At 63.6% G+C, this 23,134-nt stretch carries 21 protein-coding genes; 15 read left to right on the top strand and 6 right to left on the bottom strand.

What is annotated here, in order from left to right:
• Positions 1-2 precede the first annotated feature (2 nt).
• Entirely contained in the window at positions 3-1,457 is a 1,455-nt protein-coding gene (locus C5L14_RS12545; protein WP_181161146.1) for an MFS transporter, read from the bottom strand.
• Positions 1,458-1,657: 200 nt separating this feature from the next.
• Between C5L14_RS12545 and C5L14_RS12540 the strand changes: the two genes are divergently transcribed.
• The 3 genes from C5L14_RS12540 to C5L14_RS12530 all read left to right on the top strand — a co-directional run bounded on the left by C5L14_RS12540 (position 1,658) and on the right by C5L14_RS12530 (position 4,473).
• Entirely contained in the window at positions 1,658-2,500 is an 843-nt protein-coding gene (locus tag C5L14_RS12540; protein ID WP_105862370.1) for a MurR/RpiR family transcriptional regulator, read from the top strand.
• Positions 2,501-2,632: 132 nt separating this feature from the next.
• Positions 2,633-3,094, top strand: a complete 462-nt coding sequence (locus C5L14_RS12535) for a DUF4126 family protein (RefSeq protein WP_105862369.1) — start codon at positions 2,633-2,635, stop codon at positions 3,092-3,094.
• Positions 3,091-4,473 (top strand): FAD-containing oxidoreductase, encoded by a 1,383-nt coding sequence (locus tag C5L14_RS12530; protein ID WP_105862368.1) that lies wholly within the window; start codon positions 3,091-3,093, stop codon positions 4,471-4,473. The genes C5L14_RS12535 and C5L14_RS12530 overlap by 4 nt, the downstream gene beginning before the upstream one ends.
• Positions 4,474-4,826: 353 nt before the next feature.
• On the opposite strand, the gene C5L14_RS12525 is transcribed toward C5L14_RS12530, so the two are convergent.
• Entirely contained in the window at positions 4,827-5,777 is a 951-nt protein-coding gene (locus C5L14_RS12525) for a MurR/RpiR family transcriptional regulator (RefSeq protein ID WP_105862367.1), read from the bottom strand.
• 241 nt (positions 5,778-6,018) lie between these two features.
• Here C5L14_RS12525 and C5L14_RS12520 point away from each other — a divergent pair, with 241 nt between their 5' ends.
• The 5 genes from C5L14_RS12520 to C5L14_RS12500 all read left to right on the top strand — a co-directional run bounded on the left by C5L14_RS12520 (position 6,019) and on the right by C5L14_RS12500 (position 11,916).
• Positions 6,019-6,837, top strand: coding sequence for an ABC transporter ATP-binding protein (locus C5L14_RS12520; RefSeq protein ID WP_105862366.1), 819 nt, complete (start codon positions 6,019-6,021; stop codon positions 6,835-6,837).
• A gap of 10 nt (positions 6,838-6,847) precedes the next feature.
• Complete coding sequence (locus C5L14_RS12515; RefSeq protein ID WP_245443366.1) at positions 6,848-7,708, top strand: ABC transporter permease; 861 nt, start codon at positions 6,848-6,850, stop codon at positions 7,706-7,708.
• Positions 7,709-7,825: 117 nt separating this feature from the next.
• Entirely contained in the window at positions 7,826-8,986 is a 1,161-nt protein-coding gene (locus C5L14_RS12510; protein ID WP_105862595.1) for an ABC transporter substrate-binding protein, read from the top strand.
• A gap of 245 nt (positions 8,987-9,231) precedes the next feature.
• Positions 9,232-10,317 (top strand): Gfo/Idh/MocA family protein, encoded by a 1,086-nt coding sequence (locus tag C5L14_RS12505; protein ID WP_105862365.1) that lies wholly within the window; start codon positions 9,232-9,234, stop codon positions 10,315-10,317.
• A gap of 168 nt (positions 10,318-10,485) precedes the next feature.
• Positions 10,486-11,916, top strand: coding sequence for an amidase (locus C5L14_RS12500; protein WP_105862364.1), 1,431 nt, complete (start codon positions 10,486-10,488; stop codon positions 11,914-11,916).
• A gap of 37 nt (positions 11,917-11,953) precedes the next feature.
• On the opposite strand, the gene C5L14_RS12495 is transcribed toward C5L14_RS12500, so the two are convergent.
• Entirely contained in the window at positions 11,954-13,087 is a 1,134-nt protein-coding gene (locus tag C5L14_RS12495) for a site-specific DNA-methyltransferase (protein ID WP_245443383.1), read from the bottom strand.
• Between the two features lie 307 nt (positions 13,088-13,394).
• On the opposite strand from C5L14_RS12495, the gene C5L14_RS12490 reads away from it, so the two are divergent.
• The 5 genes from C5L14_RS12490 (at position 13,395) to C5L14_RS12470 (ending at position 18,626) form a co-directional block, all read left to right on the top strand.
• Positions 13,395-14,375 carry an ABC transporter substrate-binding protein gene (locus C5L14_RS12490; RefSeq protein WP_105862362.1) on the top strand — a complete coding sequence of 327 codons (981 nt, stop codon included), beginning with the start codon at positions 13,395-13,397 and terminating at the stop codon, positions 14,373-14,375.
• Positions 14,376-14,612: 237 nt separating this feature from the next.
• Positions 14,613-16,184, top strand: coding sequence for a sugar ABC transporter ATP-binding protein (locus C5L14_RS12485; protein WP_105862361.1), 1,572 nt, complete (start codon positions 14,613-14,615; stop codon positions 16,182-16,184).
• Positions 16,177-17,133, top strand: a complete 957-nt coding sequence (locus tag C5L14_RS12480; protein WP_105862360.1) for an ABC transporter permease — start codon at positions 16,177-16,179, stop codon at positions 17,131-17,133. The genes C5L14_RS12485 and C5L14_RS12480 overlap by 8 nt, the downstream gene beginning before the upstream one ends.
• On the top strand, positions 17,133-18,170 hold the full coding sequence (locus tag C5L14_RS12475; RefSeq protein ID WP_105862359.1) for an ABC transporter permease: 1,038 nt from the start codon (positions 17,133-17,135) through the stop codon (positions 18,168-18,170). The genes C5L14_RS12480 and C5L14_RS12475 overlap by 1 nt, the downstream gene beginning before the upstream one ends.
• A 9-nt stretch (positions 18,171-18,179) precedes the next feature.
• Positions 18,180-18,626 (top strand): RbsD/FucU family protein, encoded by a 447-nt coding sequence (locus C5L14_RS12470; RefSeq protein ID WP_105862358.1) that lies wholly within the window; start codon positions 18,180-18,182, stop codon positions 18,624-18,626.
• A gap of 162 nt (positions 18,627-18,788) precedes the next feature.
• Here the strand turns inward: C5L14_RS12470 and C5L14_RS12465 are convergent, their stop codons facing one another.
• On the bottom strand, positions 18,789-19,361 hold the full coding sequence (locus C5L14_RS12465) for a ribonuclease HII (RefSeq protein ID WP_105862357.1): 573 nt from the start codon (positions 19,359-19,361) through the stop codon (positions 18,789-18,791).
• Positions 19,362-19,558: 197 nt separating this feature from the next.
• On the opposite strand from C5L14_RS12465, the gene C5L14_RS12460 reads away from it, so the two are divergent.
• Complete coding sequence (locus C5L14_RS12460) at positions 19,559-19,999, top strand: hypothetical protein (protein ID WP_146126900.1); 441 nt, start codon at positions 19,559-19,561, stop codon at positions 19,997-19,999.
• 61 nt (positions 20,000-20,060) lie between these two features.
• Here the strand turns inward: C5L14_RS12460 and C5L14_RS12455 are convergent, their stop codons facing one another.
• A complete protein-coding gene (locus tag C5L14_RS12455; RefSeq protein ID WP_105862355.1) occupies positions 20,061-21,185 on the bottom strand; it encodes a PA0069 family radical SAM protein in 1,125 nt (374 codons plus the stop codon).
• Positions 21,186-21,367: 182 nt separating this feature from the next.
• Here C5L14_RS12455 and C5L14_RS12450 point away from each other — a divergent pair, with 182 nt between their 5' ends.
• A complete protein-coding gene (locus C5L14_RS12450; protein ID WP_105862354.1) occupies positions 21,368-21,883 on the top strand; it encodes a glycosyltransferase in 516 nt (171 codons plus the stop codon).
• A 99-nt stretch (positions 21,884-21,982) separates the two neighbouring features.
• On the opposite strand, the gene C5L14_RS12445 is transcribed toward C5L14_RS12450, so the two are convergent.
• Complete coding sequence (locus C5L14_RS12445) at positions 21,983-23,065, bottom strand: ABC transporter ATP-binding protein (RefSeq protein WP_105862353.1); 1,083 nt, start codon at positions 23,063-23,065, stop codon at positions 21,983-21,985.
• Between the last annotated feature and the right edge of the window lie 69 nt (positions 23,066-23,134).

Raw genomic sequence — 23,134 nt, 5'->3', positions numbered from 1 at the left:
TGTCAGGCCTGTTCTCTGGCAGTTTTGGTAAAATCGATGGTCGGAGGGTCGGATTCGGCCGGCTGGGTGAGGTCTTCCATGGATCGGCCATAGGTCTCGGGCCCGAGCTGGATGCAGAAGGCGAAGACCGCATACATCGAGGCGGCGAGGCCGAAAACGCCGAGCATGCCGAGACTGTCGAACAGGAAGCCGGCCAAGGTCGGCACGATGGAGCCCGCGGCCGAGCCGCTCGCCAGGATCAGCGCCACGCCGAAGCCGCGAATGCGGGTCGAATAGAGTTCCGGTGCATAGATCCAGATCGAGGTGTTGAGCAGCAGCACGAAGAACTGGAAGAGGGCGCCGAAGAACAGCACCAGATAGAGGCTGTTCCCCAGGCAGACGATGGCCAGGGCTGCCACGCAGGCACAGACGGAGCCGATGCTCAGGACCCTCTTTCGCGGGAAATAATAGCCGAACATCGAGGCGGCGATCGCCCCCAGCACGCTGCCGCTCTGGATGATCATCGAGTAGAGCAGGCTGCCGGAGAGCGTATGGCCCATCGACATGAAGATCATCGGCATGAGGGTGAGCACGGAAAGCTGCGCCCCATAGCTCATCAGGATCGCGATCGCCACGGGAATGGTGCGGCCGAGATAGGGGGCCTGGAAGAGCTCTCTCCAGCTGCTTTTCGTGGGCTGGACCGTGTCGTCCTCGGGGGTCGACAGATAGGCCCTGACCCGCAGATCCTTGGGGCGCAGCGAGCCCGAGGCCAGGATGGATAGCACCTTGTTGGCTTCGTCGATCTTGCCCTGCGAGGCCAGGAAGCGCGGTGTTTCCGGTACGTAGCGGCGGAAGAACACCACGAGGAAGGCCGGGATCGCCAGTACGCCGAAGAGCCAGCGCCAGGCATCCTCGCCCGCGAACATGGTGAAGACCAGGAGCCCGAAGGCGGGGGCGAGAAAATTCCCGAAGCCGCCGGCGCCGACATTGACGAGGCCTGCCGCCGTGCCGCGGAATTTCGGCGAGCAGAATTCGGCGAGCATGGTGACGGCCGTGGAGATCTCGCCACCGACGCCGAAGCCGACGATGGCGCGCGCCATGCAAAGCACGCCGAAGCTCGGCGCAAGCGCACAGAGCGCCGACCCGAGCGTGAACAGCAGCAGATTGATGGTCAGCATGACGCGGCGGCCGTAGCGGTCGCCGAGGATGCCGGAGAGAAGGCGGCCGGCGGCCGCGCTCGCGAAGGTGATGGTGTTCAGGAAACCGATGTCGGCGCCGGTCAGGCCCCATTGCGCCTTCAACATCGGCGCGATCAGCCCGATGGTGTTCTGCTCGAAGGCGTCGAAGAGACATCCGATCAGGATGAGCGCGAGAATCTGCTTGTGGGCCGTGGTGACGCCGATCGTCCCCAGCGCCTGTTCCATCTGCTTTTGTACCGGCGACGATGCGCCGGACGGGATCATCTGTTCCCCTGCCATGGCGATTAAATCCTCTGGATGATGTTTGTGAAATTATTTTTTCATAGTTAAGATCAAAGAAAATATTTTTGCAATTGATATTTTCGTTTCTTGCTTATGGGTGGCGATTTGCGAGCATCCCGGATGATTTGATTGTACAGACGGTCAAAATCTCTTACTGCTCGAAGCATCCTGAAAACGAGATTTCAGCTATCTAGGCCATGCAGTCCAGCGAGAGATCATTCCTGACCCGCGTGCGGGACGTCCTCGAGGAGCTTCCGCCGGCCGAACGGCGGCTCGGGGAATTCGTCTGTGATTTTCCCGGCGAATTGGCGAGCTACTCGGCATCGGAACTGGCGGCCCTGGCCCATGTCTCCAATGCCACCGTGACGCGCTTCGTGCGCCGCCTGGGCTATGAGACCTACGAGGAATCGCGCCGCCATGTCCGCCAGGAAAGGCAGACCGGGTCGCGGCTGTTTCTTTCCAGTGCGGCGGACCCTGCTGCCGGTCAGTCGCTTTCCAGCCATGTCGGCCAGGCCATCGCCAATCTGGAGCAGACCTTTCTGTCGATCCGCGAAGCCCAGATCGATGCTGTGGTGGATGCCATGCTCGGCGCGCGCAGGACCTGGGTCTTGGGCTTTCGCTCCAGCCAGCCGTTTGCCGCTTATCTGCAATGGCAGATGCTGCAGGTCATCGACAATATCGTTGCCATTCCCGGTTCGGGCCAGACGCTCGGCGAATATCTGGCGAGCATCGCCGCAGACGACATGGTGGTGGTTTTCGCCTTGCGACGCCGCATAGCCAAGCTGGACGACATCCTGGCAGCCATCGAAAGGCGGGGCGCCAAACTGCTCTACATCACCGATGAAGGCGCGCCTCTGCGCTCCTCCGCGCAATGGCATTTCCATTGCCAGACCTTGGCGCCCGGCCCCCTGTTCAACCACACGTCGGTGATGGCGCTCTGCCATCTCATCACCACCCGCGCCATCGAGAAAGCCGGTGCCGCCGGCCGAAGGCGCCTGCGCGACATTGAGACTTTTGGCGACGCACTCGAGGAACTGTAGCGGCTCCCGGACGGCCGGCTTTGCGAGCGACATCGGAACCCGTTGCCGAGAAGGCTGCGCCCTCCGGCGAATGACTCTTGCCTTTCCACCATCCTACCTCCAGCATGGGGCCTCATCGGCAGAGGGGGCTGCATGTCGTTGCTCGGCGCTTTTCTGATCGGCGTGGTCGCGGGGCTGCGCACCTTCACCGCTCCTGCCGCCGTGAGCTGGGCGGCCTATCTTGGCTGGCTGCCGCTGGACGGTACGCCGCTGGCTTTCCTCGGCCATCCCATCACACCTTATGTCTTCACCATATTGGCTTTGCTGGAATTCGTCGGCGATCAATTGCCCTCGACCCCCAGCCGCAAGGTGCCGATGCAGTTCGGCGCCCGCCTCCTGAGCGGCGCGTTCAGCGGGGCGGCGATCGGATTTGCCGGCGGATCCTGGCTGGTCGGGCTGATCGGCGGCGTGGCCGGTGCCATCGTCGGCACGCTGGGCGGCCATGAGGTGCGCCGGCGGCTGGCGCTCGCCTTCGGGCGGGATCTGCCGGCGGCCCTGATCGAGGATGCGGTGGCCGTTCTCGGGGCATTCCTCATCGTCAAGGGGCTGCTATGAGCAGCAGCTTCGACGCCATCATCATCGGCGCCGGCCAGGCCGGCCCTTCTTTGGCCGGCCGCTTCAGTGCGGCGGGGCAGCGTGTCGCGGTGATCGAGCGCAAGCATGTCGGCGGAACCTGCGTCAACACCGGCTGCATGCCGACCAAGACCCTGGTGGCCAGCGCTTATGCCGCCCATCTCGCGCGCCGGGCCGACGATTACGGCGTGGTACTGGGCAGCGGCATCGGCGTCGACATGAAGAAGGTCTGGGCCCGCAAGCAGGCGGTGACCATGAATGCGCGCACCGGGCTGGAGGATTGGCTCGGCGGCATGCCGGACTGCCGGCTGATCCGGGGCCATGCCCGCTTCGCCGGCCCCCATGAGATCGAGGTCGATGGTGAGCGCCTGAGCGCGCCGAAGATCTTCCTCAATGTTGGTGGGCGTGCCCTGGTGCCCGACATGCCTGGGCTTGCCGGCATCGACTACCTCACCAACACCTCGATCGTCGAACTCGATACGCTGCCGGAGCATCTCATCGTGGTCGGTGGCAGCTATATCGCGCTCGAATTCGCGCAGATGTATCGCCGCTTCGGCTCTGAGGTTACGGTGATCGAGCGTGGTCCGCGCCTGACCTCGCGGGAAGACCCCGATATTTCCGACGCCATTCGCGACATCCTGATCAAGGAAGGCATCGATATTCACCTCGGAGCGACAAACCTCTCCTTTGCCCGCGAGGACCGCGGCGTTGCCGTCACCGTGGCGGGGGAGGGGCAAAGCCCCGCGCGGATATCGGGCTCGCATGTGCTGATCGCCGTCGGCCGTGTGCCCAATACCGACGACCTCGGCCTGGACAGAGCAGGCGTGCACACCGATGCCCGCGGATATGTCACGGTTGACGATCAACTGCGCAGCAATGTCGAGGGCATCTGGGCGCTCGGCGATTGCAACGGCAAGGGGGCCTTCACCCACACTTCCTACAATGACTACGAGATCGTCGCCGCCAATCTGTTCGACGCCGATCCCCGCCGGGTCAGCGACCGCATCACCGCCTATGCCCTTTACATCGATCCGCCCCTCGGGCGCATCGGACAGACCGAGGAGGAGGTGCGCCGCTCCGGGCGCAAGGCCCTGATCGGCAAGCGGCCGATGACGCGGGTCGGCCGGGCGGTCGAGAAGGGCGAGACGCAAGGCTTCATGAAGGTGATCGTCGATGCCGATAGCCACGCCATTCTCGGTGCCGCCATCCTCGGTGTCGGCGGTGACGAGGTCGTGCATGGCCTGCTCGACGGCATGTATGCCAAGGCGCCCTACGCCACCATCCAGCGCGCCGTGCATATCCATCCGACGGTCTCGGAATTGGTGCCGACCATGATCGGCGAGATGCAGCCGCTGGTGTAGGCGGCGCACGGGAACCCTTCCCCGAAACCGGGGAGGGATCCTTGTGCTCGATCTGGCTTGGTGAAGATGCATGAACCTACAGCATCGAACCTGATTTCTGAATCAGGCTCGATGCTGTAATTCCTTGTTGTCGCATCTTTTTTGCCGAAAGCCGGGACCTACTTTTCGGCGCGATGCTCCGGTGTTCCGCAAGATTCACGCCTCATACCAATGACTGCGACGTTTGACTCGCGCGTCATTGCGAGCGCAGCGAAGCAATCCAGGCTTGTCGACGCGGTGGCCATGGCTCCTGGATTGCTTCGCTGCGCTCGCAATGACGCTGCTTGATCGGTCAAGCATCAGTACCTCTGGTATCAATCCCCTAGCGGCTCCATCTCCCTACCCGCCCGCCGGATCTGCACATTGTATTTGACGCGGCGCAGCGTTTCGCGGGCCGAGCTGCCGAGCTTGTAGCCGGCGGCCGTCGCCATCAGGTCGATCAGGGCGAGGAAGGCAAAGCGCAGGGCCGTGGGCTTGAGCGTGTCGGCATATTCGGGCACGGCCACCGTCAGCTTGACGTCGCAGGCGCGGGCAAGGTCGGTGTCAGGGGCGGTGACGCAGATGGCGGTGGCCCGGTATTGGCGGGCGATCTCGACGGCCTCCACCACCTCGCGCGTGCGGCCGGTCGCCGAGATCGCGATCACCACGTCTTTCGGCTTCAGGGTCGAGGCCGTCATGCGCATCACATAGGGATCGATATGGGCTGATACCGCGATGCCATAGCGAAAGAGGCGATATTGCGTCTCCTGCGCCAGGGCGGAAGCGCTGCCGCCGAGGCCGAAGACCGCGATCTGGCGGCCGCCGGCGATCAGGTCGGCCGCCTTCTGCAGTTCGGCCGGGTCGAGCTGGCGTTCGGTCGCTTCGATGGCGCGGTGGGCCTCTCCGAACACGGCGTTCCAGAATGGCAGGCCGTTATCGGCATGAGCGCCCGATTTGCCGAGATAGAGCGCGCCGACCACCAGGCTCTGGGCCAGGCGCAGCTTGAAATCCCTGACGCCTTCGCAGCCGACGGCACGGCAGAATCGCGTGACCGTCGGTTCGCTCACCCCGGCCCGCCTGGCGAGCTCCGCATTGGAGGCGGCAACAGCGGCCTCGACATCCTCGAGCACCACATCGGCGACACGGCGCTCCGCCGGCCGCAGCTCGCGATAATTGTCCTTCACCTGCGAAATAATGTCGGGGATATGGCTTACGCGCTCGGAGGCGGCATTGACCGGCTCGCTCGTCTTGCCGCGCCGGGACGCTCGCTTCCTGTCCTGGCTCATCCCGCGTTTCTCCCTGGGATTCGAAGTCGCGCGCGGCCACGGGGCAGCACGGTCCATGTAGGAAAGTAACACAACCTTCATGTTGGAATAACACAAGACAATTCCGATAGATAGAAAGTGTTTGGCCCTGCTGGCCCTGTAATGGTCCGACCACAGCTTGACACCCAGGTAGGATAGTTACACAGTGCCCGCCGCGATGAGATGGCCTTCGAGGGCCGCGGCGCATTCTCCGAGGGATGGAATGAAAACGGGGCCGGCATCACACCCCAAGCTTGCCGTGCGGGAGGCAAGCAAGGTCTATCGCACCGCTTCGGGCGATCTCGTTGCTCTGGACCGTTGCAGCATCGACATTCAGGCCAATCAGATCGTCTCCATCGTCGGGCCTTCGGGCTGCGGCAAGACCACCTTGCTGTGGTCGATGTCGGGCCTTCATCGCCTTTCCAGCGGCGAGATCCGGCTGGACGGCAAGGTCATCACCGGGCCGCATCCGGATATCGGCCTCGTCTTTCAGGAAGCCAACCTGCTGCCCTGGCGCAATCTCGACGCCAACATCGCCTTTCCCTTCGAAATCAAGAGCACCCGTCCCGACCGGGCCTGGATCGACCATCTCCTGCAGCGCGTCGGCCTCGCCGGCTTTGGCGGCAAGTTCCCGCGCGAGCTTTCCGGCGGCATGCAGCAGCGGGCCTCCATCGTGCGCGCGCTATCGCTCAAGCCCTCGGTTTTGCTGATGGACGAGCCCTTCGGCGCGCTCGACAGCTTCACGCGCGAGGAGATGAACCGGCTGGTGGAGGAGATCTGGCTCGATCGGCCGACCACCATCGTCTTCATCACCCACAGCATCGAGGAGGCCATCTTCCTGTCGGACCGGGTGATCGTGATGAGCGCTAGGCCCGGGCGGGTGGCGAAAGAATATGAGGTGCTGTTCGCGCGCCCGCGTTCCCTCGAAATCATGGCCACCAAGGAAGTCTTCGACCTGCAGAACGCCATCAAGCTCGACATCGTCGGTGGCCGCACCAGCCAGAAGCAGGCGCCTCTTCGAAGCGCCGTGGCTGGAAGCTGAGGACATCGCCGTGAGTGACACCGTTCCCCAATTCTCCAAGGCCAAGTCCTTCTCCAAGGCAAGTTCCGGCGACGGCCAGGATGTCAGCCTCACCAATCTGTCGGCCTTTTCCTCGGGACCCGGCATCAAGTCCGGCTTCGAGGTCGCCGCGATCGTCGCGGTCGCCGTGATCCTGATCGGTGGCGCCGAACTGGCGCTCCGGCTGTTCAAGGTGCCGCTCTACATCATGCCGCCGCCGAGCGCGATCGTCACGGCGCTGTTCACCGAGTTCCCGCTGATCCTGCCGCATCTCGGTTACACGCTGGTGGAACTGGGCGGCGGCTTTGCCATCGGGGCCTGCATCGGCCTGATCCTCGCTGCCTTGATCACCCAGTTCCCCTTCGCCGAGAAGATCATCGCGCCCTATATCCTGCTGCTGGTGACCACGCCGATGCTGGCCTTGGTGCCGCTGCTCATCCTTCGCTTCGGCTTCGGCTATACGCCGAGGATCATCGCAGTGGCTCTGGCCGCCGGCCCAATGGTAATGATCAACGCCGCCACCGGCTTCCGGCGGGTCGACAATGCTAAGATCGCTCTGGCTCGCTCCTATGGTGCCTCGACCCTGCAGATCTTCTGGAAGATCCGGGCGCCGATGGCCCTGCCGATGATCCTGGTCGGCCTGATGATCGGCGCCATCTTCGGCCTGCTGACGGCGGTCGGCGCCGAAATGGTCGGCGGCGGTTTCGGGCTTGGCAACCGGCTGACGACCTATTCCTCGATGATCCAGATGCCGCAATTCTTCGCGGTGGTTCTGGTGCTCTCCATCCTCGGCATCCTGATCTATGTGCTGTTCTTCCTGATCGGCAAGAAATGGGCGAGCTGGGAAGCCTGAGCAGGAAAGCCAATCATAGCAAGGCGTTAGAACGAAAAGACCACACGCCATTCAAACTGCCGGAAACAGGCAGGACCCAACCGGAGGAAGCCCGTGACGAAGAACGAGATCGTATCGATGAAGCCGGACATGACAAGACTTGGTGTGAACCGGCGCTATTTCCTGCAGGTGAGCGCCGGCGGCCTGGTGACGGCGACAGCGCTTGGCGCTTCCGGCCTGCTGACGCCGGCACGGGCTGCCGTCTATGAGAAATTCACCTGGATCTCGCCGCGCGGCACGCTGGAAGTGCTCGACGACTATCCCTATTGGGCGGCGAAGAAGGCCGGCTATTTCGGCGATCTCGCCACGGACATGCAGCCTGGGCCCTCCGACGGCACGGCGACGGTGAAATTCGTCGATGTCGGCCAGGCCGACATGGGCTTCCCGTCCCCCGGCGTGTTTTCCTTCGCCATCCAGAACGGCATGAAGCTCAAATCCGTGTTCCACATGGGGGCACGAGACACATTCAGCTTCGCCTTCCGCAAGGGCGAGGGCACCAAGGACCTCAAGACGCTCGAGGGCAAGACCATCCTGCTCGGTTCGGCTGCCTGGCAGGCGATCACCGATCCGCTGCTGGCCGCGCAGGGCGTCGACGTCAAGAAGGTGAAATATGTCGAGGCCGGCTGGCCGACCTGGGGCACGGCGCTGGCCGGCGGGCAGGGCGATGCGGCCTTGTCCTGGGAAGGGCTCCGGGCGGAATGGATCGCCAAAGGGCTCAGCTTCGACTACTGGCTCGGCGTCCAGCATTCGAAATTCCCGGCCAACACTTTCGTGGTGCGCAGCGCCGATCTCGAGGATCCCGACCGCAAGGCCTTCCTCGAGAAATATCTGCGCGGCTGGGCCATGGGCCTGGAGTTCGGCTACCAGAATCCGCGGGCGGCCGTGGAGGCGGTGTTCGAGCAATTCCCGACGCTCGCCAGCAATCTCGGCCCGGAGCTCGGCACCACCTCGATCCTGCAGCAGATCAATGTCTTCCGCGGCGACATGGACAAGCGCGGCGGCTGGGGCTGGCACGACATGGCGAGCTGGCAGGCCTTCTTCGACCAGATCCACAAGATCGGCCAGATCACCGCGCCGGTGAAGGCGGAGGACGTGCTCACCAACGACCTCATCAAGCCGGCCAATGATTTCGACAAGGCCAAGGTCAAGGCCGACGCGGACGGCGCCAAGCTTTCGGACGGCTTTGCCAAGCTCGATGTCGAGAAGATCAAGGCGAATCTGTTTAGCGGGGCCCTGTAGGGGAATGCGGTCCACCTAGGGAGGTAACGCTGCGATTTGTCATAGCCGGGCTTGACCCGGCTATCCAGGATCCACGCGAAGGGGCTGGGTTGCCGGGTCAAGCCCGGCAATGACAAAGGCAGCGCAAGCTCCAAGACGCTCAAGTGAACCGCATCGGTCCTTCAGGGGGCGCTTTGCAAAGTTTTGAAATCCGGCGCGGATCCCGGTTTGTGTCGGACCATGTGATTGGCATTGAGGGAGGGCGCATGTCCGGCAAGGTCAGGATTCTCGTGGTGGGGCTCGGCAATATGGGGGCCTCCCATGCCAGCGCCTATCATCGCAATGACGGTTTCGAGATCGTGGGCATCATGAGCCGCTCGATCAAATCGAAGCCCGTGCCGGACGAACTCGCCGGCTATCCGCTGTTCGAGGATTACGAGGCGGCCCTGAAGCAAACCGGGCCCGATGCCGTCTCGATCAATTCCTGGCCGAACACCCATGCCGAATACGCGCTGAAGGCGATCGAGGCCGGCTGCCATGTCTTCATGGAAAAGCCGATCGCCACCACGATCGAGGATGCCGAGAAGGTTGTCGCAGCCGCAGTTGCGAAAAATCGCAAGCTGGTGCTCGGCTATATCCTGCGCGTGCACCCCTCCTGGGTGAAGTTCATCGAGATGGGCCGCACCTTGGGCAAGCCCCTGGTGATGCGCCTCAACCTCAACCAGCAGAGCAGCGGCCCAGCCTGGCACTGGCACAAGAACCTGATCGATTCGCTGATCCCGATCGTCGATTGCGGCGTGCATTATGTCGATGTGATGTGCCAGCTCACCGGCGCCAGGCCGCTGCGCGTGCACGGCATCGGCGCCAAGCTCTGGCAGGAGGCGGCCCAGCAGAATTACGGCCACCTGCACGTCACCTTCGACGATGGTTCGGTCGGCTGGTACGAGGCGGGCTGGGGGCCGATGATGAGCGAGATCGCCTATTTCGTGAAGGACGTCATCGGGCCGGAAGGGGCCGTTTCCATCGTGGCAGGGCAGACAGAGAGCGCCAAGCAGGGCGACGAACTGTCCGATTCCGCGGACATCGACCGCCATACCAAAACCGATGCCATCAAGATCCATTACGCCAAGGTCGACGCCGACAAGAATTTCGCCAAGCCGGACGAGATCTTCAGCATGGAAGACGAGCCGGGGCACCAGGAATTGTGCGACCGCGAGCAGGCCTATTTCCTCAAGGCGATCCGCGAAGACCTCGATCTCTCCGAATCCATGGCGGCGGCGGTGAACAGCCTGCGCATCGTGCTGGCGGCCGAGCAGAGCATCCGGGAGCAGCGGGCGATCGAGTTGAGCTGAGCCTCTCGATGCTTTCTGACCGTCATTGCGAGCACAGCGAAGCAATCCAGCCTCTTTAATTCTCGGATCCTAGATTGCTTCGCTACGCTCGCAATGACGAAATCGAGGTCGGGCGATCAAATTGCGACTTCGATGTTTGTGCATTTTCATCACCAAGGAACATTCGTCATGGCGACATTGCTGGAAACCTATGTCGAATCCGATGCGCTCGCGGTGGCGGAACTCGTGCAGAAAGGCGAGGTCTCGCCCGCGGAGGTGACGGAAACCGCCATCGGCGTGATCGAGCAGCTCAATCCAAAGCTCAATGCCGTCATCCATCGCCTTTACGACATGGGCCGGGCGATGGCCGCCAAGGTGGACCGCAAGGCGCCTTTTGCGGGCGTTCCCTTCCTCGCCAAGGAACTCGCCAGTTCCTGGAAGGGCGCACCGCTCACCAATTCGTCGCGCTATCTGAAGGACCTGGTGGCCGACAGCGATTCGGTTTCGGTGAGCCGCATCAAGGCAGCCGGCCTGGTGCTGCTCGGCAAATCGAACGCGCCGGAGAATGGCTGGTCGATCTCGACCGAGCCCAAGCTCTACGGCGCCACCATCAATCCGTGGAAGGAAGGCATTACCGCCGGCGGTTCGAGCGGCGGCACAGCGGCGGCTGTCGCCTCGCGCATGGTCCCGATCGGCGAGGCGAGCGATGGCGCCGGCTCCATCCGCGTACCTGCCTCCTGCTGTGGCATCGTCGGCCTCAAGCCCTCGCGCGGCCGGGTCACCCTCGCTCCGGCGGGGGACTTCTGGTATGGCGGCGCTTATTTCCTCTGTCATTCGCGCAGCGTGCGCGATACCGCCGCCTATCTCGATGCCGTCGCCGGCGCCTTGCCCGGCGATCCCTATACGCCGCCGACCCCGCCGGAAGGCTGGCTGGAGCTGTCGAGACGCGCGCCTGCGCGGCTACGCATCGGCTTCACCGTGACGCCTGCCAACGGCACGCCGATCCATCCCCAGGTGAAGGCGGCGGTGCTGGCCACCGCGAAGACGCTGGAAAGCCTCGGCCATGCCGTCGAGGAGCACGACATGGCCTTCGACGCCAATGATGCTTGGAAGACCTATACGCATATGTCTCCGGTCGAGACGGCGGCGATGTTCGACGGCTTGGCCGGCGTGATCGGGCGCCCCGTCACCCGGGAGGATGTCGAGCCCGTCACCTGGGCGGTAATCGAGCGCGGCCGTTCGATCAGCGGTGTCGAGCATGCCCGCGATGTCTGGAAGTTGCGCGAACTCAGCCGCACCGTTGCCGAGGACCTTGCGCCCTACGACATCTTCATCACGCCGACCCTGACGCAGCTGCCACGCCCGATGGGCTATTACGACATGTCGATGACCGATCTCGACCAATACAACGCCAAATGGACGGATGCGGTCTTCGCCTTCCCGTTCAATCTTTCCGGCCTGCCGGCGATCTCGCTGCCGCTCGGCTCGACGCCGGACAATATTCCGATCGGCGTGCAGCTGGTCGGGCGCTATGGCGACGAAGCGAGCGTGCTGGCGGTCTCGACCCAGCTCGAGCAGGCCATGCCCTGGAAGGACAGACGCCCAGCCATCAGTGCGTGAGCACGTTTTTCTTCTCCCGCAAGGGGGAGAAGGAAGCTCACCCCGCCGCCGCGAGTTCCTTGCGCAGGATGGCGCGCAGTTCGTCGATCAGCGCCGGCTTGCCGCCATTGTCATAATGCCAATAGGTCCAGCCATTGCAGGCCGGCAGGCCCTGGGCGAGGGCGCCGATCTTGTGGATCGAGCCGACGATGTCGCCCAGCATGATCGAGCCGTCGACCCGCACGCGGGCCTGGTGGCGGCCATTGGCATCGGTGAGGATCGCGCCGGGCTGCAGCAGCTGGCGTTCGATCACGCTGGCGAAGGGGATGCGCGGCTCGGCACGCTTTTCCGCCGGCGCCAGCATGGCGGCGTCGTCGACGGGAGCGGCGAGGGCGATGCGTTCGCGGGCATGCGCGATATAGGCCTGGTCACGCTCGATGCCGACGAAGTGGCGACCGAGCTTCTTGGCGACGGCGCCGCTGGTGCCCGAGCCGAAAAAGGGATCGAGCACGACATCGCCGGGCTTGGAGGCGGCGAGCAGGATGCGCGCCAGCAAGGCTTCGGGCTTCTGGGTCGGATGGGCCTTGCGGCCTTCGTCGTCCTTGAGCCGTTCGGCGCCGGTGCAGAGCGGGATCAGCCAGTCGGAGCGCATCTGCACATCCTCGTTGCCGGCCTTCAGCGCCTCGTAATTGAAGGTGTAGCGCGAGCGCTGGTCGCGGGAGGCCCAGATCAGGGTCTCATGCGCATTGGTGAAGCGCTTGCCGCGGAAATTCGGCATCGGGTTGGATTTTCGCCAGACGATGTCGTTGAGGATCCAGAAATCGAGATCCTGCAGGCTGGCGCCGACCCGGAAGATGTTGTGATAGGAGCCGATCACCCATAGCGTGGCGTCCGGCTTCATCACCCGCTTGACGGCGGCGAGCCAGGCCCGGGTGAAATCGTCGTAGTCGCGCAGGGAAGCGAACTTGTCCCAGTCGTCATCGACGGCATCGACCATGGAATTGTCGGGCCGCTGAAGATCGCCGCCCAACTGAAGGTTATAGGGCGGATCGGCAAAGACGAGATCCACGCTGGCGGCTGGCAAGCGCTGCAACGCGGCAATACAATCGCCTTCGATGATGGTATCGAGCGGTAGAACCGCGTCCGTCACGATCGACGAACGCGATTCTACACGCTTCAACCCAGGGCTCATCCGAAGCGCTTGGGCGGCTCCGGTACGCGAGATACTCATGGGGTACTCATACGCAACGCTTACTAAGGACAGGTCGAATCCTGGGCCGGTTTGGTAAATTCCGCGTTGCCGCCGCGATAAAAATTCCGTGCCGGAACGGGACGCCTGCGGCGTGGCCGAGCTTGCTGTGTCTGTCGGCGTTCTGCTCAAATTGATGACTTGACGCGGTTCAAATTGTCCGACCATTCTAGCCGCCGACCATGGCACGGAAACGTCACTGCCATCGGTCCGGGGCCCGTCGTAACAAGGGCCCAAACGGGAGAGAAAAATGATCACGCGTCGTTCCTTGCTGCAGATCGCTGCCGGCAGTGCTGCGTTCACCGGCCTCGGGCTGGTGCCGGCCTATGCCGACCTGCCCAAGCTGAAGAAGAAGGACACCTACAAGGTCGGCTTTGCGCAAACGGAGAGCAACAATCCGTGGCGCCTGGCACAGACCGCCAGCATGAAGGAAGAGGCTCAGAAGCGGGGCTGGCAACTCGTCTATACCGACGCCGCCGGCTCGGCCGCCAAGCAGGTCGCCGATGTGCGCTCGATGATTGCCCAGAAGGTCGACGTCATCCTGCTGTCGCCTCGCGAGGAGAAGCCGCTGGTGCCGGCGGTGATGGAAGCCAAGAAAGCGGGCATCCCGCTCTTCCTGATCGATCGCGGCGTCGATGCGAATCTCGCCAAGGGCGGCAAGGACTATGTCGCCTTCATCGGCTCGGACTTCATCAAGGAAGGCGAGATGGCCGGCGAATATCTGGCCAAGGCAGTCAATGGCAAGGCCAAGATCATCGAACTGCAGGGCACGGTCGGCTCTTCTCCGGCCAATGACCGCAAGACCGGTTTCGAGAAGGCGATCAAGGCCTTTCCCGACATGAAGATCATCGCCTCCCAGTCCGGCGACTTCGCTCGCGACAAGGGACGCCAGGTCTTCGAGACGCTCTATCAGGCCCATCCCGACGCCACGGCCCTCTACTCGCACAATGACGAGATGACCATGGGAGCCATTGCCGCCATGGAGGCTGCCGGCAAGGTGCCGGGCAAGGACCTGATCCTCGCGTCGATCGACGGCACGCGTGACGCGGCCCAGGCCGTCTCGGATGGCAAGATCCTCGTCCTGGTCGAATGCAATCCGAAATTCGGCCCGGCAGCCTTCGACGCCATCGTCAAATATGCCGCCGGTGAGACCGTGGCGCCGCGCCTCGTCAATACTGACCGGCTGTTCAACAAGGACAACATCGCCGCCTATATGCCGGAATCCTATTGATCGGGCGGTCGTGGAACGCTGACTTTCGTCATAGCCGGGGCAAGCCCGGCTATGACGAAGCGAAGCATTTCGCCCCTCACTGATCCGTACTGAATCTCGATCGGCAATCCGGTTTCTCGTTGGCCACGGAGAACCTGGATGCCCGGGTCAAGCCTGGGCATGACAAAGGTCGAGTCTATGCGGCGATTTCTTACCAATGACAGAGGCGGGTTGCCGCCATTTTGAGCCAGAGACTGAATGGCAGTATCGTCCCCGCTTCTTTCCATGGATGGCATCACCAAGAGCTTTGGTGGTGTCAAAGTCCTGCATGGTGCGACCCTCGACATTGCGCCGGCCGAGGTCATGGCCTTGGTCGGCCAGAACGGGGCCGGCAAGTCTACCATGATCAAGATCCTGAATGGCGCCCATTCGCATGATGGCGGCACCATCACCTTTGGTGGCGAGCCCTGGCAGGCAGGCTCCCCGCAACAGGCCCAGCGCCAGGGGGTGAGCACCATCTTCCAGGAGCTCAACCTGATCGGCTATCGTTCGGTTGCCGAGAACATCTATCTGGGGCGCGAGCCCAAGCGCGGAGGCCTGTTCATCGACTGGAAGGCGATGAATGCCGGTGCGCGCGAGCTCCTTGCCCGTTTCGACGTCAATATCGACGTCACCCAGCCCTTGGGGGGATTCCCCACTGCCATCCAGCAGATGGTGGCGATCGCCCGTGCGGTGTCTTTCAAGGCCCGGCTGGTGATCATGGACGAGCCCACATCCTCCCTCGACGAGGCCGAGGTGGCGGTGCTGCTGCGTACCATCCGGCAGCTGAAAGGCGATGGGGTCTCGGTGCTGTTCGTCACCCACAAGCTCGATGAGCTCTATGCGGTCTGCGACCGGGTAACCATCATGCGCGACGGGCGCACTGTCGCGGTTTCGGCCATGCATGCAATGCCCAAGCTCACCCTGGTCACCACCATGCTCGGCAAGGCTCTGGCCGAGGTGATGGCGGGCCCAACCGCCGCTGAGCGCGACGAAGCGCCCTCACGTCGGGAGAAATTGCTCGATGTGCGCTCGCTTGCAGTCGGCCGGCGGGTCACCGATGCAACGCTTTCGATCGACAAGGGCGAGATCGTCGGATTGGCCGGACTGCTGGGTTCGGGCCGGACCGAGACGGCCCGTGCCATCTTTGCCGCCGACCGGCGGGCCAAGGGCGAGATTGCCTTCGGAGGCGCCAACACGGATTTCCGTTCACCCGCCGAGGCGATCAAGGCCGGCATGGGTTTCTGCTCCGAGGACCGCAAGGTCGAAGGCATCATTCCCGACATGTCGGTTGCCGACAACCTCACTCTTGCGCTGATGCCGGCTCTCTCGCGCTCCGGCCGCTTCGACCTCGCAGAGCAGAGGCGGATCGTCGAGCGCTTCATCAAGGAAATCGGCATCAAATGTTCGAGCCCTGACCAGAAGATCCGCGAATTGTCGGGTGGCAACCAGCAGAAAGTCCTGCTCGCCCGCTGGCTGTGCATGAATCCCAAGCTTCTCATTCTGGATGAGCCCACGCGCGGCATCGATGTCGGGGCCAAGGCGGAGATTCTCAACCTGATCCGGCGCTTTTCCGCCGATGGACTCGGCGTCCTGGTAATTTCTTCCGAGCTGGAGGAAATCATCGAGGCGGCGACCCGCGTTTTCGTGCTGCGCGACGGGCTGAGCGTGGCGGAACTGCGCCCCCCCGATATCAACGAGGACAGTATCATGGCCGCCATGGCCCACGGCGCGAGCCCCGCTGCTGAAGAGGTGGGAACGCCAGACCACGGAAGACCCGGCCATGCGTGATGTTCCTGCGTTCCTGCAGCGCTACGGTGTCATCATCGCGCTGCTGCTTCTGATCGGCTTCAATTTCGCCGTCACCCCCAATTTTGCCACCACCCAGACCCTGCTGCTCAACCTCACGCAGGTCTGCACCATCGTGATCGTCGGCATCGGCATGACACTGGTGATCGCAACCGGCGGCATCGACCTGTCGGTCGGCTCGCTGATGGCGATCGCCGGCGCGCTTTCGCCGATGATCTTCACCGGAAAATTCGTGGATTTTCCCAGCCTCTACGTCGCGATCGCTTTCGGAATCGTCATTCCGGTGATGATTGCGGGCCTGTTCGGTCTCTTCAACGGCTGGCTGATCACACGCTACAATATCCAGCCGATCATCGCGACGCTCATCCTGTTCATCGCCGGCAGGGGACTGGCCCAGGTCTCCACCAATGGCGACCTGCAGGTCTTCAAGGTTCCGGAATTCCAGGCGATCGCGCTCGGCAAGGTGCTGGGATTGCCGTTCCAGGTCTGGATCATGGCGGTCCTGGTGATCGCGGCTGCCTATGTGCTCAAGGGCACCGTGTTCGGCCGCCAGGTGCTGGCGGTCGGCGGCAATGAGGCGGCGGCCCGGCTCGCCGGCGTGCCGGTGGCTCGCGTCAAGGTGCTGGTCTATTTCGTCTGCGGCCTGTGCGCCGGTATCGCGGGTCTCATCGAGATCGCCATGAACTCGGCGGCCGATGCCAATCTGATCGGCATGGGCAAGGAACTCGATGCCATTGCGGCGGTGGCCGTGGGCGGCACGTTGCTGTCGGGCGGCCGGGCCACCATCGTCGGCACCCTGTTCGGCGCCCTGATCATTCAGCTGGTGCGCTATACCCTGCTTGCCAACGGCGTACCGGATGCGGCGGCCCTCATTGCCAAGGCGGTGCTGATCGTGCTCGCCGTCTGGCTCCAGCGGCAGGGGACGGCGTGATGGGCAAGGTTCGGTTTTCTCCCACCCTCGGCGTGCTGCTCGCCCTCGTATTGCTCGCGGCCTTCGGAGCCTGGCGCTATGAGGGCTTCCTCGGCACCTACAATATCCAGACCGTGCTGCGCTACAATTCGATGTTCGCGCTGGTGGCCCTCGGCATGTGCTTCGTGATCATGACCGGCGGTATCGATTTGTCGGTCGGCACTACCGCCGCGCTGGCGAGCGTGGTCTCCGCCTATCTCAGCTCCTATGGCCTCCTCGCCGGCGCGGCTGGCGGGCTTGCGGCCGGCGCGATCGTCGGCATCATCAATGCACTGATCATCACCCGCCTGAAGATCCTGCCCTTCATCGCCACGCTGGCCACCATGTTGGCGGCCCAGGGCACGGCCCTGCTACTCGCCAATAACCAATCGGTGTCCGCCTCCTACGACACCGCGTTCACCGTGCTCGGGCAAGGCGATCTCCTCAGCTTCATGAGGCCCGAATGGGTGGATGCCGAAAATGCCGGCATCGCCGCGACCATTCTCGGCTTCATCCTCAGTTTCCCGACGCCGGCCTGGATCGCCCTGGTCGCCTATATCGTCGGTGGGGTCACTCTGAACTCCACTTCCTTCGGGCGCCATGTGCTGGCGGTCGGCGGCGGCACCGAAGCCTCCCGGCTGATGGGGTTGCCGGTCAATCGCACCATCTTCGCGGTCTATGTGATCTCCGGTGTGACGGCTGGCATGGCGGGCGTGATCCTGGCCTCGCAATTCGGCGCCGGGCAGCCGATCGAGGGCATTGGCTGGGAGCTCATCGCCATCGCCTCGGTGGTGGTGGGCGGCACGCTGCTGACGGGGGGCAAGGGCTCCATCGGCGGCACGCTGGCCGGCGCCTTGCTGCTGGGCCTGATTTACACCATCCTCAATTTCGAGAACGGCATGGGCTGGATCTCGCTCTCGGCCTACTGGCAGTCGGTGGTGCGCGGCGCCTTCCTGCTGATCGTCGTCATCCTGCAGGCCAAGCTGATGCAGACCAAGCCTGCGCAGATCACAAAATAGGAAAGCACCATGCTCAAGAATATCGACCCACTGTTGAATGCCGACGTGCTCTATGCCCTCCGGGCCATGGGCCACGGCGACACGCTGGTGATCTGCGACACCAATTTCCCGGCCGATTCGGTTGCCCGCGAGACGGTGCTGGGTGATCTCCTGCGTATCGACGGCGTGACGGCTGCGCGTGCGGTCGAGGCCGTGCTGTCGGTCGTGCCGCTCGATACGTTCGTCGACGATTCCGCCCGCCGCATGGAGATCGTCGGCTCGCCCGACGAGATCCCGGCGGTGCAGCAGGAAGTGCAGGCGGCCATCGACAAGGCGGAAGGCAAGTCCTGGCCGATGACCTCGATCGAGCGCATGGAATTCTACGAACACGCCAAGAAGGCCTATTGCGTGATCGCCACCGGCGAACGCCGCTTCTATGGCTGTTTCATCTTCCGCAAGGGCGTGATCGCACCGTAGGAGGTGTTGCACCCCTCATCCCTTGAGAAGGGGCCTTTGTGGGATAGGCCGCGCGATGTTGAAGCGGCCGTAGTGGCAAAAGCGAGCCCGATGAAATCCCTTCTCCCCTTGCGGGAGAAGGTCCCGGCAGGGGGATGAGGGGGGACGCGCTGTACCTCCTCTTCAAGCCCGATAAGCTTTGAGCCTGCCGAAAGTCAGTCGGTGATGCGGGCAGGGCCCATGTGTGTCGATGGCGGCGGTATGCTCGGCCGTGCCGTAGCCCATATGGCGTTCGAAACCATAGAGCGGGTAGGTGGTCGCGAGCTTGATCATCAGGCGGTCGCGGGTGACCTTGGCGATGATCGAGGCAGCGGAGATGGCCGGCACCAGGGCATCGCCGTCGATGATCGCCCGAGCCGGCAGCTGCAGGCCGTGGGGCACGTCCTTGCCGTCGATTTCCACCGACGAGGGGCGCAGGGACAGCCCCCTGACCGCCCGCCGCATGGCGTCGAGCGTCGCGCCGCGGATGTTGAGCCGGTCGATCAGGGCCGGGCTGGAAAAGGCGACCGATACGGAAAGCGCCGACGCCATGATCTCCTGATAGAGCTCCTCCCGCCGCGCTGCCGTGATGACCTTGGAATCGGCCAGGCCGACGGGCACTCTGTCGGGATCGAGGATGACGGCGGCAGCCGAGACCGGGCCTGCCAGCGGTCCCCGGCCAGCCTCGTCGACGCCAGCGAGAAGAAGTTTTGTCATGAACTGGCGTTAGAAGATTCCCGCCGGCAGGTCCAGCGCGGAGGCTGCGCCGAAGCCGTGCCGATACAAATCGTGACTTGCTTTGTGCCTCTGCCGTGTCAAGTTGAGCCGCGATATTCACGGCATGTTGCCGACAATGGCAGATGGCGTTCAGGCAGATAGCGTTTGTTGCAGGGCAGGGTGGAATGCAAAAGAACGTGACCGATATCGATGCAGCTGCACCTTCTCAGGACCGTCAACCTCAGAGCGACGTGACGCCGGCCCCGGCGCCGGTCAAGGCCGGCCTGCCTTCCGACAATGTGTTCGATCGCCTGGTGCATGACGAGGAAGATGTCGTCGGGCTCCTGGCCTTCTCCCTTTCCATGCAGAACAAGCGCGACTGGCTGGTGGCGTTCAAGAAGGAGGTCGGGCGTGACCCGACGCCCCAGGAACTCGCCGCCTATGACATTGGCGAGCGGATCGACCGCCGCCTGGCCACCTATCGCAAGCTTGCCGAGCACGCTTTGGCCGGCAATTCCTTCTGGGCTTCGGCGACCCTGACACCGGTAAGCGAATTGCCCGGGCCGGCCGTGAGCGAGCCTTCCTCCGCTCCGGCAAAGCCGCAGCGTACGTCCTGGTTCAGCGGCAGCAAGGGGTGATTGCCGGCGGGTCTCGGAATGGCAGGGGTCAACTTGGCGACGAACGGAATATTTGCCCCGATCAGAACAGCGCCAATTGTTCGCCCACCCGCACCGGGCGGGTGAAGAGGTCGGTGCGCAGCTTCAGCCGCCTGGCGTTGATCCCGAGCCGCGCGGCGGCCAGTTCGAAGCGCCGGCCGATCATCCAGGCATAGGGCCCGGTTCCCGACATGCGCAGGCCCCAGCGTGAATCATAGTCCTTGCCGTCGCGGCTCGACCGCATCAGCGAGAAGACATGGTTCATGGCGTCGGGGCGATGCTCGTTGAGCCAATCGCGCATCAGCCCGGAAATCTCCAGGGGCAGGCGCAGCATGACGTAACCCGCCTCGCGCGCGCCCGCCGCATGGGCCGCCTCGAGGATGCGCTCGATCTCGGCGTCGTTGATCTTCGGGATGATCGGCGCCACCATCACCGTCACGGGAATGCCTGCATCGGCCAGTTGCCGCATGGCCTTCAGGCGCAGGGACGGCGTTGCCGCGCGCGGTTCGAGCGAGCGCGACAGCTTGGCATCGAGGGTGGTCACCGACAAGGCGACCTTGACGAGGCCGCGCCGGGCAAGGCGTGCGAGAATATCGATGTCGCGCGTGATCAGGCCCGATTTGGTGACGATACCGACCGGATGGCTGGTTCTGTCCAGGACCTCCAGAATGGACCGGGTGATGCCGCGCTGGCGCTCGATGGGCTGGTAGGGGTCAGTGTTGGTGCCCATTGCGATGGTTCGCGGCTGGTAATTTTTCGCCGACAATTCCTTTTCGAGCAGGGAAGCGGCATTCGGCTTGGCGAACAGCTTGGTCTCGAAGTCGAGCCCCGGTGAAAGGCCCATATGCGCGTGGGTCGGCCGGGCGAAGCAATAGACGCAGCCATGCTCGCAACCACGATAGGGGTTGATCGAGCGGTCGAAGGAGATGTCCGGCGAGTCGTTGAAGGTGATGATCTTGCGGGCCTGCTCCTCCTGGATTTCGGTGCGCAGGGTCGGCAGTTCCTCGATCGAGTTCCAGCCGTCATCCTCGATGAAGCGTGAGAGCCCCTCGAAGCGCCCGCTGGCATTGGAGCCGGCACCGCGTCCCCGCCGCCGCTCGATGTCGACCACGGTCGTGCCCACCGGCACCGCATCGGTAAGAGAGACCTTGCTTATCGGCACGCCCATGGCCGCCTCCGCGAATCACATTTCTCTGTTCTCATTAGAACAAAAAGAGAACATTTGAGCAAGCATGACGAAAATGCCAATCATTTGAGCAGGATCGCCCATTTGCACCCCTCACGGCGGGCGGTGGTGCGTGATATGCGGACGCTTGAAAAAGGTGACGTTCCAGCCGGACCAGACTTGCCATGATCAGTGTCGTCATTGCCGCGAACGGCCAGGAAATGGCGCTGGCGGAAACGCTGGCTGCCCTTGTTCCGGCGGCGGCGGATGGTTTCGTGCGCGAGGTGGTGGTGGTAGCGGAAGCCGGACCGTCGGAGGGCACGCGGCTGGTCGCCGATGCGGTCGGCTGTGTCATTGTCGAGGGCGATGCCAGAGCCGGTCTGGAGGCTGCCCGCAGCGACTGGGTGCTGGTGGTGGCGCCAGGCGTCCGCCTGGAAAGCGACTGGTTCCGCGAGGCCGGCGTCATGATGCAGCGATTGCAAAGAGCGGGCGGACGGCCGGTCGCGATGCTGTTCCGCGGCGCTGTCGACGATTATGGTTGGCGGGCAAGGCTCCGCGAGATCGTGCTCAAACTGTCCCGCGGCCGCAGACGGAGGCAGGCCATGCTGGCACCGCGCAAGGCACTGCTGGAAGGCGGGCGCTTGGGAAGCCACGCATTGCGCGCCCGCGCCTTTACGGGTGGAGTAGGGACTGCAGGGTGAGGCAGACGCTCCTGGGAATCGCCGGCTTCCAGCCGGCTCTTCCTTTCGGTACGCGCGCCGGTTCCGCGAGCCGGCTGGAAGCCGGTGATCCCGGGGAACTTATCGCCGCAGCGAAGCGCCCTCGCTGTCGAAGACATGGCAGAGGGAAGGGTCGGCGCGCAGCGGAACGGTTTCGCCATGACGGACCCGCAACTGGCCTGGCGCCGAAATGGTCAGGTTCTCTCCACCTGTGGTGGTTGCGTAGAGCACGGTTTCTCCGCCGAGATGCTCCACCAGATGGACCTTGACCTCGCCAAGCGCCTCGCCGGTCTCGCCGCCGACCAGGATATGCTCCGGGCGGACACCGAACGTGACTGGCGCCGTCGCATTAGCGCCGCCCGGCAGCGGTGCGCCGAGGCGAAGGGATTGCCCGGCGACCTCGATGGCGTCGCCGGTTCCGGCCAGGCGACCCGAGAGGAAGTTCATCTTGGGCGAGCCGATGAAACCCGCCACGAACTGGTTGGCCGGGGCATTGTAGAGATCGAGCGGCGCGCCGACCTGCATCACCACGCCGTCGCGCAGCACCACGATCTTGTCGGCCATGGTCATCGCCTCGACCTGGTCGTGGGTCACATAGATCATGGTGTTGCCGAGGTCCTGGTGGAGCTTGGCGATCTCGACACGCATCTGGACGCGCAGTTCCGCGTCGAGATTGGAGAGCGGTTCGTCAAACAGGAAGATGCGCGGTTCGCGCACGATCGCCCGGCCGATGGCGACGCGTTGGCGCTGGCCGCCGGACAGGGCCTTGGGCCGGCGCTGCAGATAATCCTCGATCTTGAGGATTCTGGCGGCGTGGCGCACCCGCTTTTCGATCTCGGCACGTTTGTAGCCGGCGGTTTCCAAGCCGAAGGCCAGGTTCTTGTATACCGTCATGTGAGGGTAGAGGGCGTAGGACTGGAACACCATGGCGATGCCCCGGCGCGAAGCGGGGACATTGTTCATGCGCTCGCCGTCGATGGTGAGGTCGCCGGCTGAAATCGGCTCGAGCCCGGCGATCATGCGCAGCAAAGTCGACTTGCCGCAGCCCGACGGGCCGACGAACACGGTGAACTCGCCCGGCTCAATGGCGAGATCCACGCCGTGAATGACGTCGAGGGAGCCGTAGCGCTTCACCACCTTGTCGAGCCTGATGCTCGCCGCCATGTCGTCCTCCTTAGGAGCCATATGCGCCTGGTTGAATGGAAGGACCCGTCATCCCTTTCCCCTCGCTGC

Source organism: Labrys okinawensis (assembly GCF_002982075.1).
Classification (GTDB): Bacteria; Pseudomonadota; Alphaproteobacteria; order Rhizobiales; family Labraceae; genus Labrys; species Labrys okinawensis_A.
The sequence above is the reverse complement of the archived record's forward strand: the minus strand, read 5'-3'. Positions and strand labels throughout refer to the sequence as shown.

What these genes read in the sequence shown, in the direction of transcription:
- C5L14_RS12530 (WP_105862368.1), top strand. Translation starts at nt 3,091, where the DNA reads ATGAGCAGCAGCTTCGACGCCATCATCATCGGCGCCGGCCAGGCCGGC.
- C5L14_RS12510 (WP_105862595.1), top strand. Translation starts at nt 7,826, where the DNA reads ATGAAGCCGGACATGACAAGACTTGGTGTGAACCGGCGCTATTTCCTG.
- C5L14_RS12445 (WP_105862353.1), bottom strand. Translation starts at nt 23,065, where the DNA reads ATGGCGGCGAGCATCAGGCTCGACAAGGTGGTGAAGCGCTACGGCTCC.
- C5L14_RS12475 (WP_105862359.1), top strand. Translation starts at nt 17,133, where the DNA reads ATGGGCAAGGTTCGGTTTTCTCCCACCCTCGGCGTGCTGCTCGCCCTC.
- C5L14_RS12485 (WP_105862361.1), top strand. Translation starts at nt 14,613, where the DNA reads ATGGCAGTATCGTCCCCGCTTCTTTCCATGGATGGCATCACCAAGAGC.
- C5L14_RS12545 (WP_181161146.1), bottom strand. Translation starts at nt 1,457, where the DNA reads ATGGCAGGGGAACAGATGATCCCGTCCGGCGCATCGTCGCCGGTACAA.
- C5L14_RS12535 (WP_105862369.1), top strand. Translation starts at nt 2,633, where the DNA reads ATGTCGTTGCTCGGCGCTTTTCTGATCGGCGTGGTCGCGGGGCTGCGC.
- C5L14_RS12470 (WP_105862358.1), top strand. Translation starts at nt 18,180, where the DNA reads ATGCTCAAGAATATCGACCCACTGTTGAATGCCGACGTGCTCTATGCC.
- C5L14_RS12520 (WP_105862366.1), top strand. Translation starts at nt 6,019, where the DNA reads ATGAAAACGGGGCCGGCATCACACCCCAAGCTTGCCGTGCGGGAGGCA.
- C5L14_RS12455 (WP_105862355.1), bottom strand. Translation starts at nt 21,185, where the DNA reads ATGGGCGTGCCGATAAGCAAGGTCTCTCTTACCGATGCGGTGCCGGTG.
- C5L14_RS12495 (WP_245443383.1), bottom strand. Translation starts at nt 13,087, where the DNA reads ATGAGCCCTGGGTTGAAGCGTGTAGAATCGCGTTCGTCGATCGTGACG.
- C5L14_RS12490 (WP_105862362.1), top strand. Translation starts at nt 13,395, where the DNA reads ATGATCACGCGTCGTTCCTTGCTGCAGATCGCTGCCGGCAGTGCTGCG.
- C5L14_RS12465 (WP_105862357.1), bottom strand. Translation starts at nt 19,361, where the DNA reads ATGACAAAACTTCTTCTCGCTGGCGTCGACGAGGCTGGCCGGGGACCG.
- C5L14_RS12540 (WP_105862370.1), top strand. Translation starts at nt 1,658, where the DNA reads ATGCAGTCCAGCGAGAGATCATTCCTGACCCGCGTGCGGGACGTCCTC.
- C5L14_RS12505 (WP_105862365.1), top strand. Translation starts at nt 9,232, where the DNA reads ATGTCCGGCAAGGTCAGGATTCTCGTGGTGGGGCTCGGCAATATGGGG.
- C5L14_RS12480 (WP_105862360.1), top strand. Translation starts at nt 16,177, where the DNA reads ATGCGTGATGTTCCTGCGTTCCTGCAGCGCTACGGTGTCATCATCGCG.
- C5L14_RS12525 (WP_105862367.1), bottom strand. Translation starts at nt 5,777, where the DNA reads ATGAGCCAGGACAGGAAGCGAGCGTCCCGGCGCGGCAAGACGAGCGAG.
- C5L14_RS12450 (WP_105862354.1), top strand. Translation starts at nt 21,368, where the DNA reads ATGATCAGTGTCGTCATTGCCGCGAACGGCCAGGAAATGGCGCTGGCG.
- C5L14_RS12500 (WP_105862364.1), top strand. Translation starts at nt 10,486, where the DNA reads ATGGCGACATTGCTGGAAACCTATGTCGAATCCGATGCGCTCGCGGTG.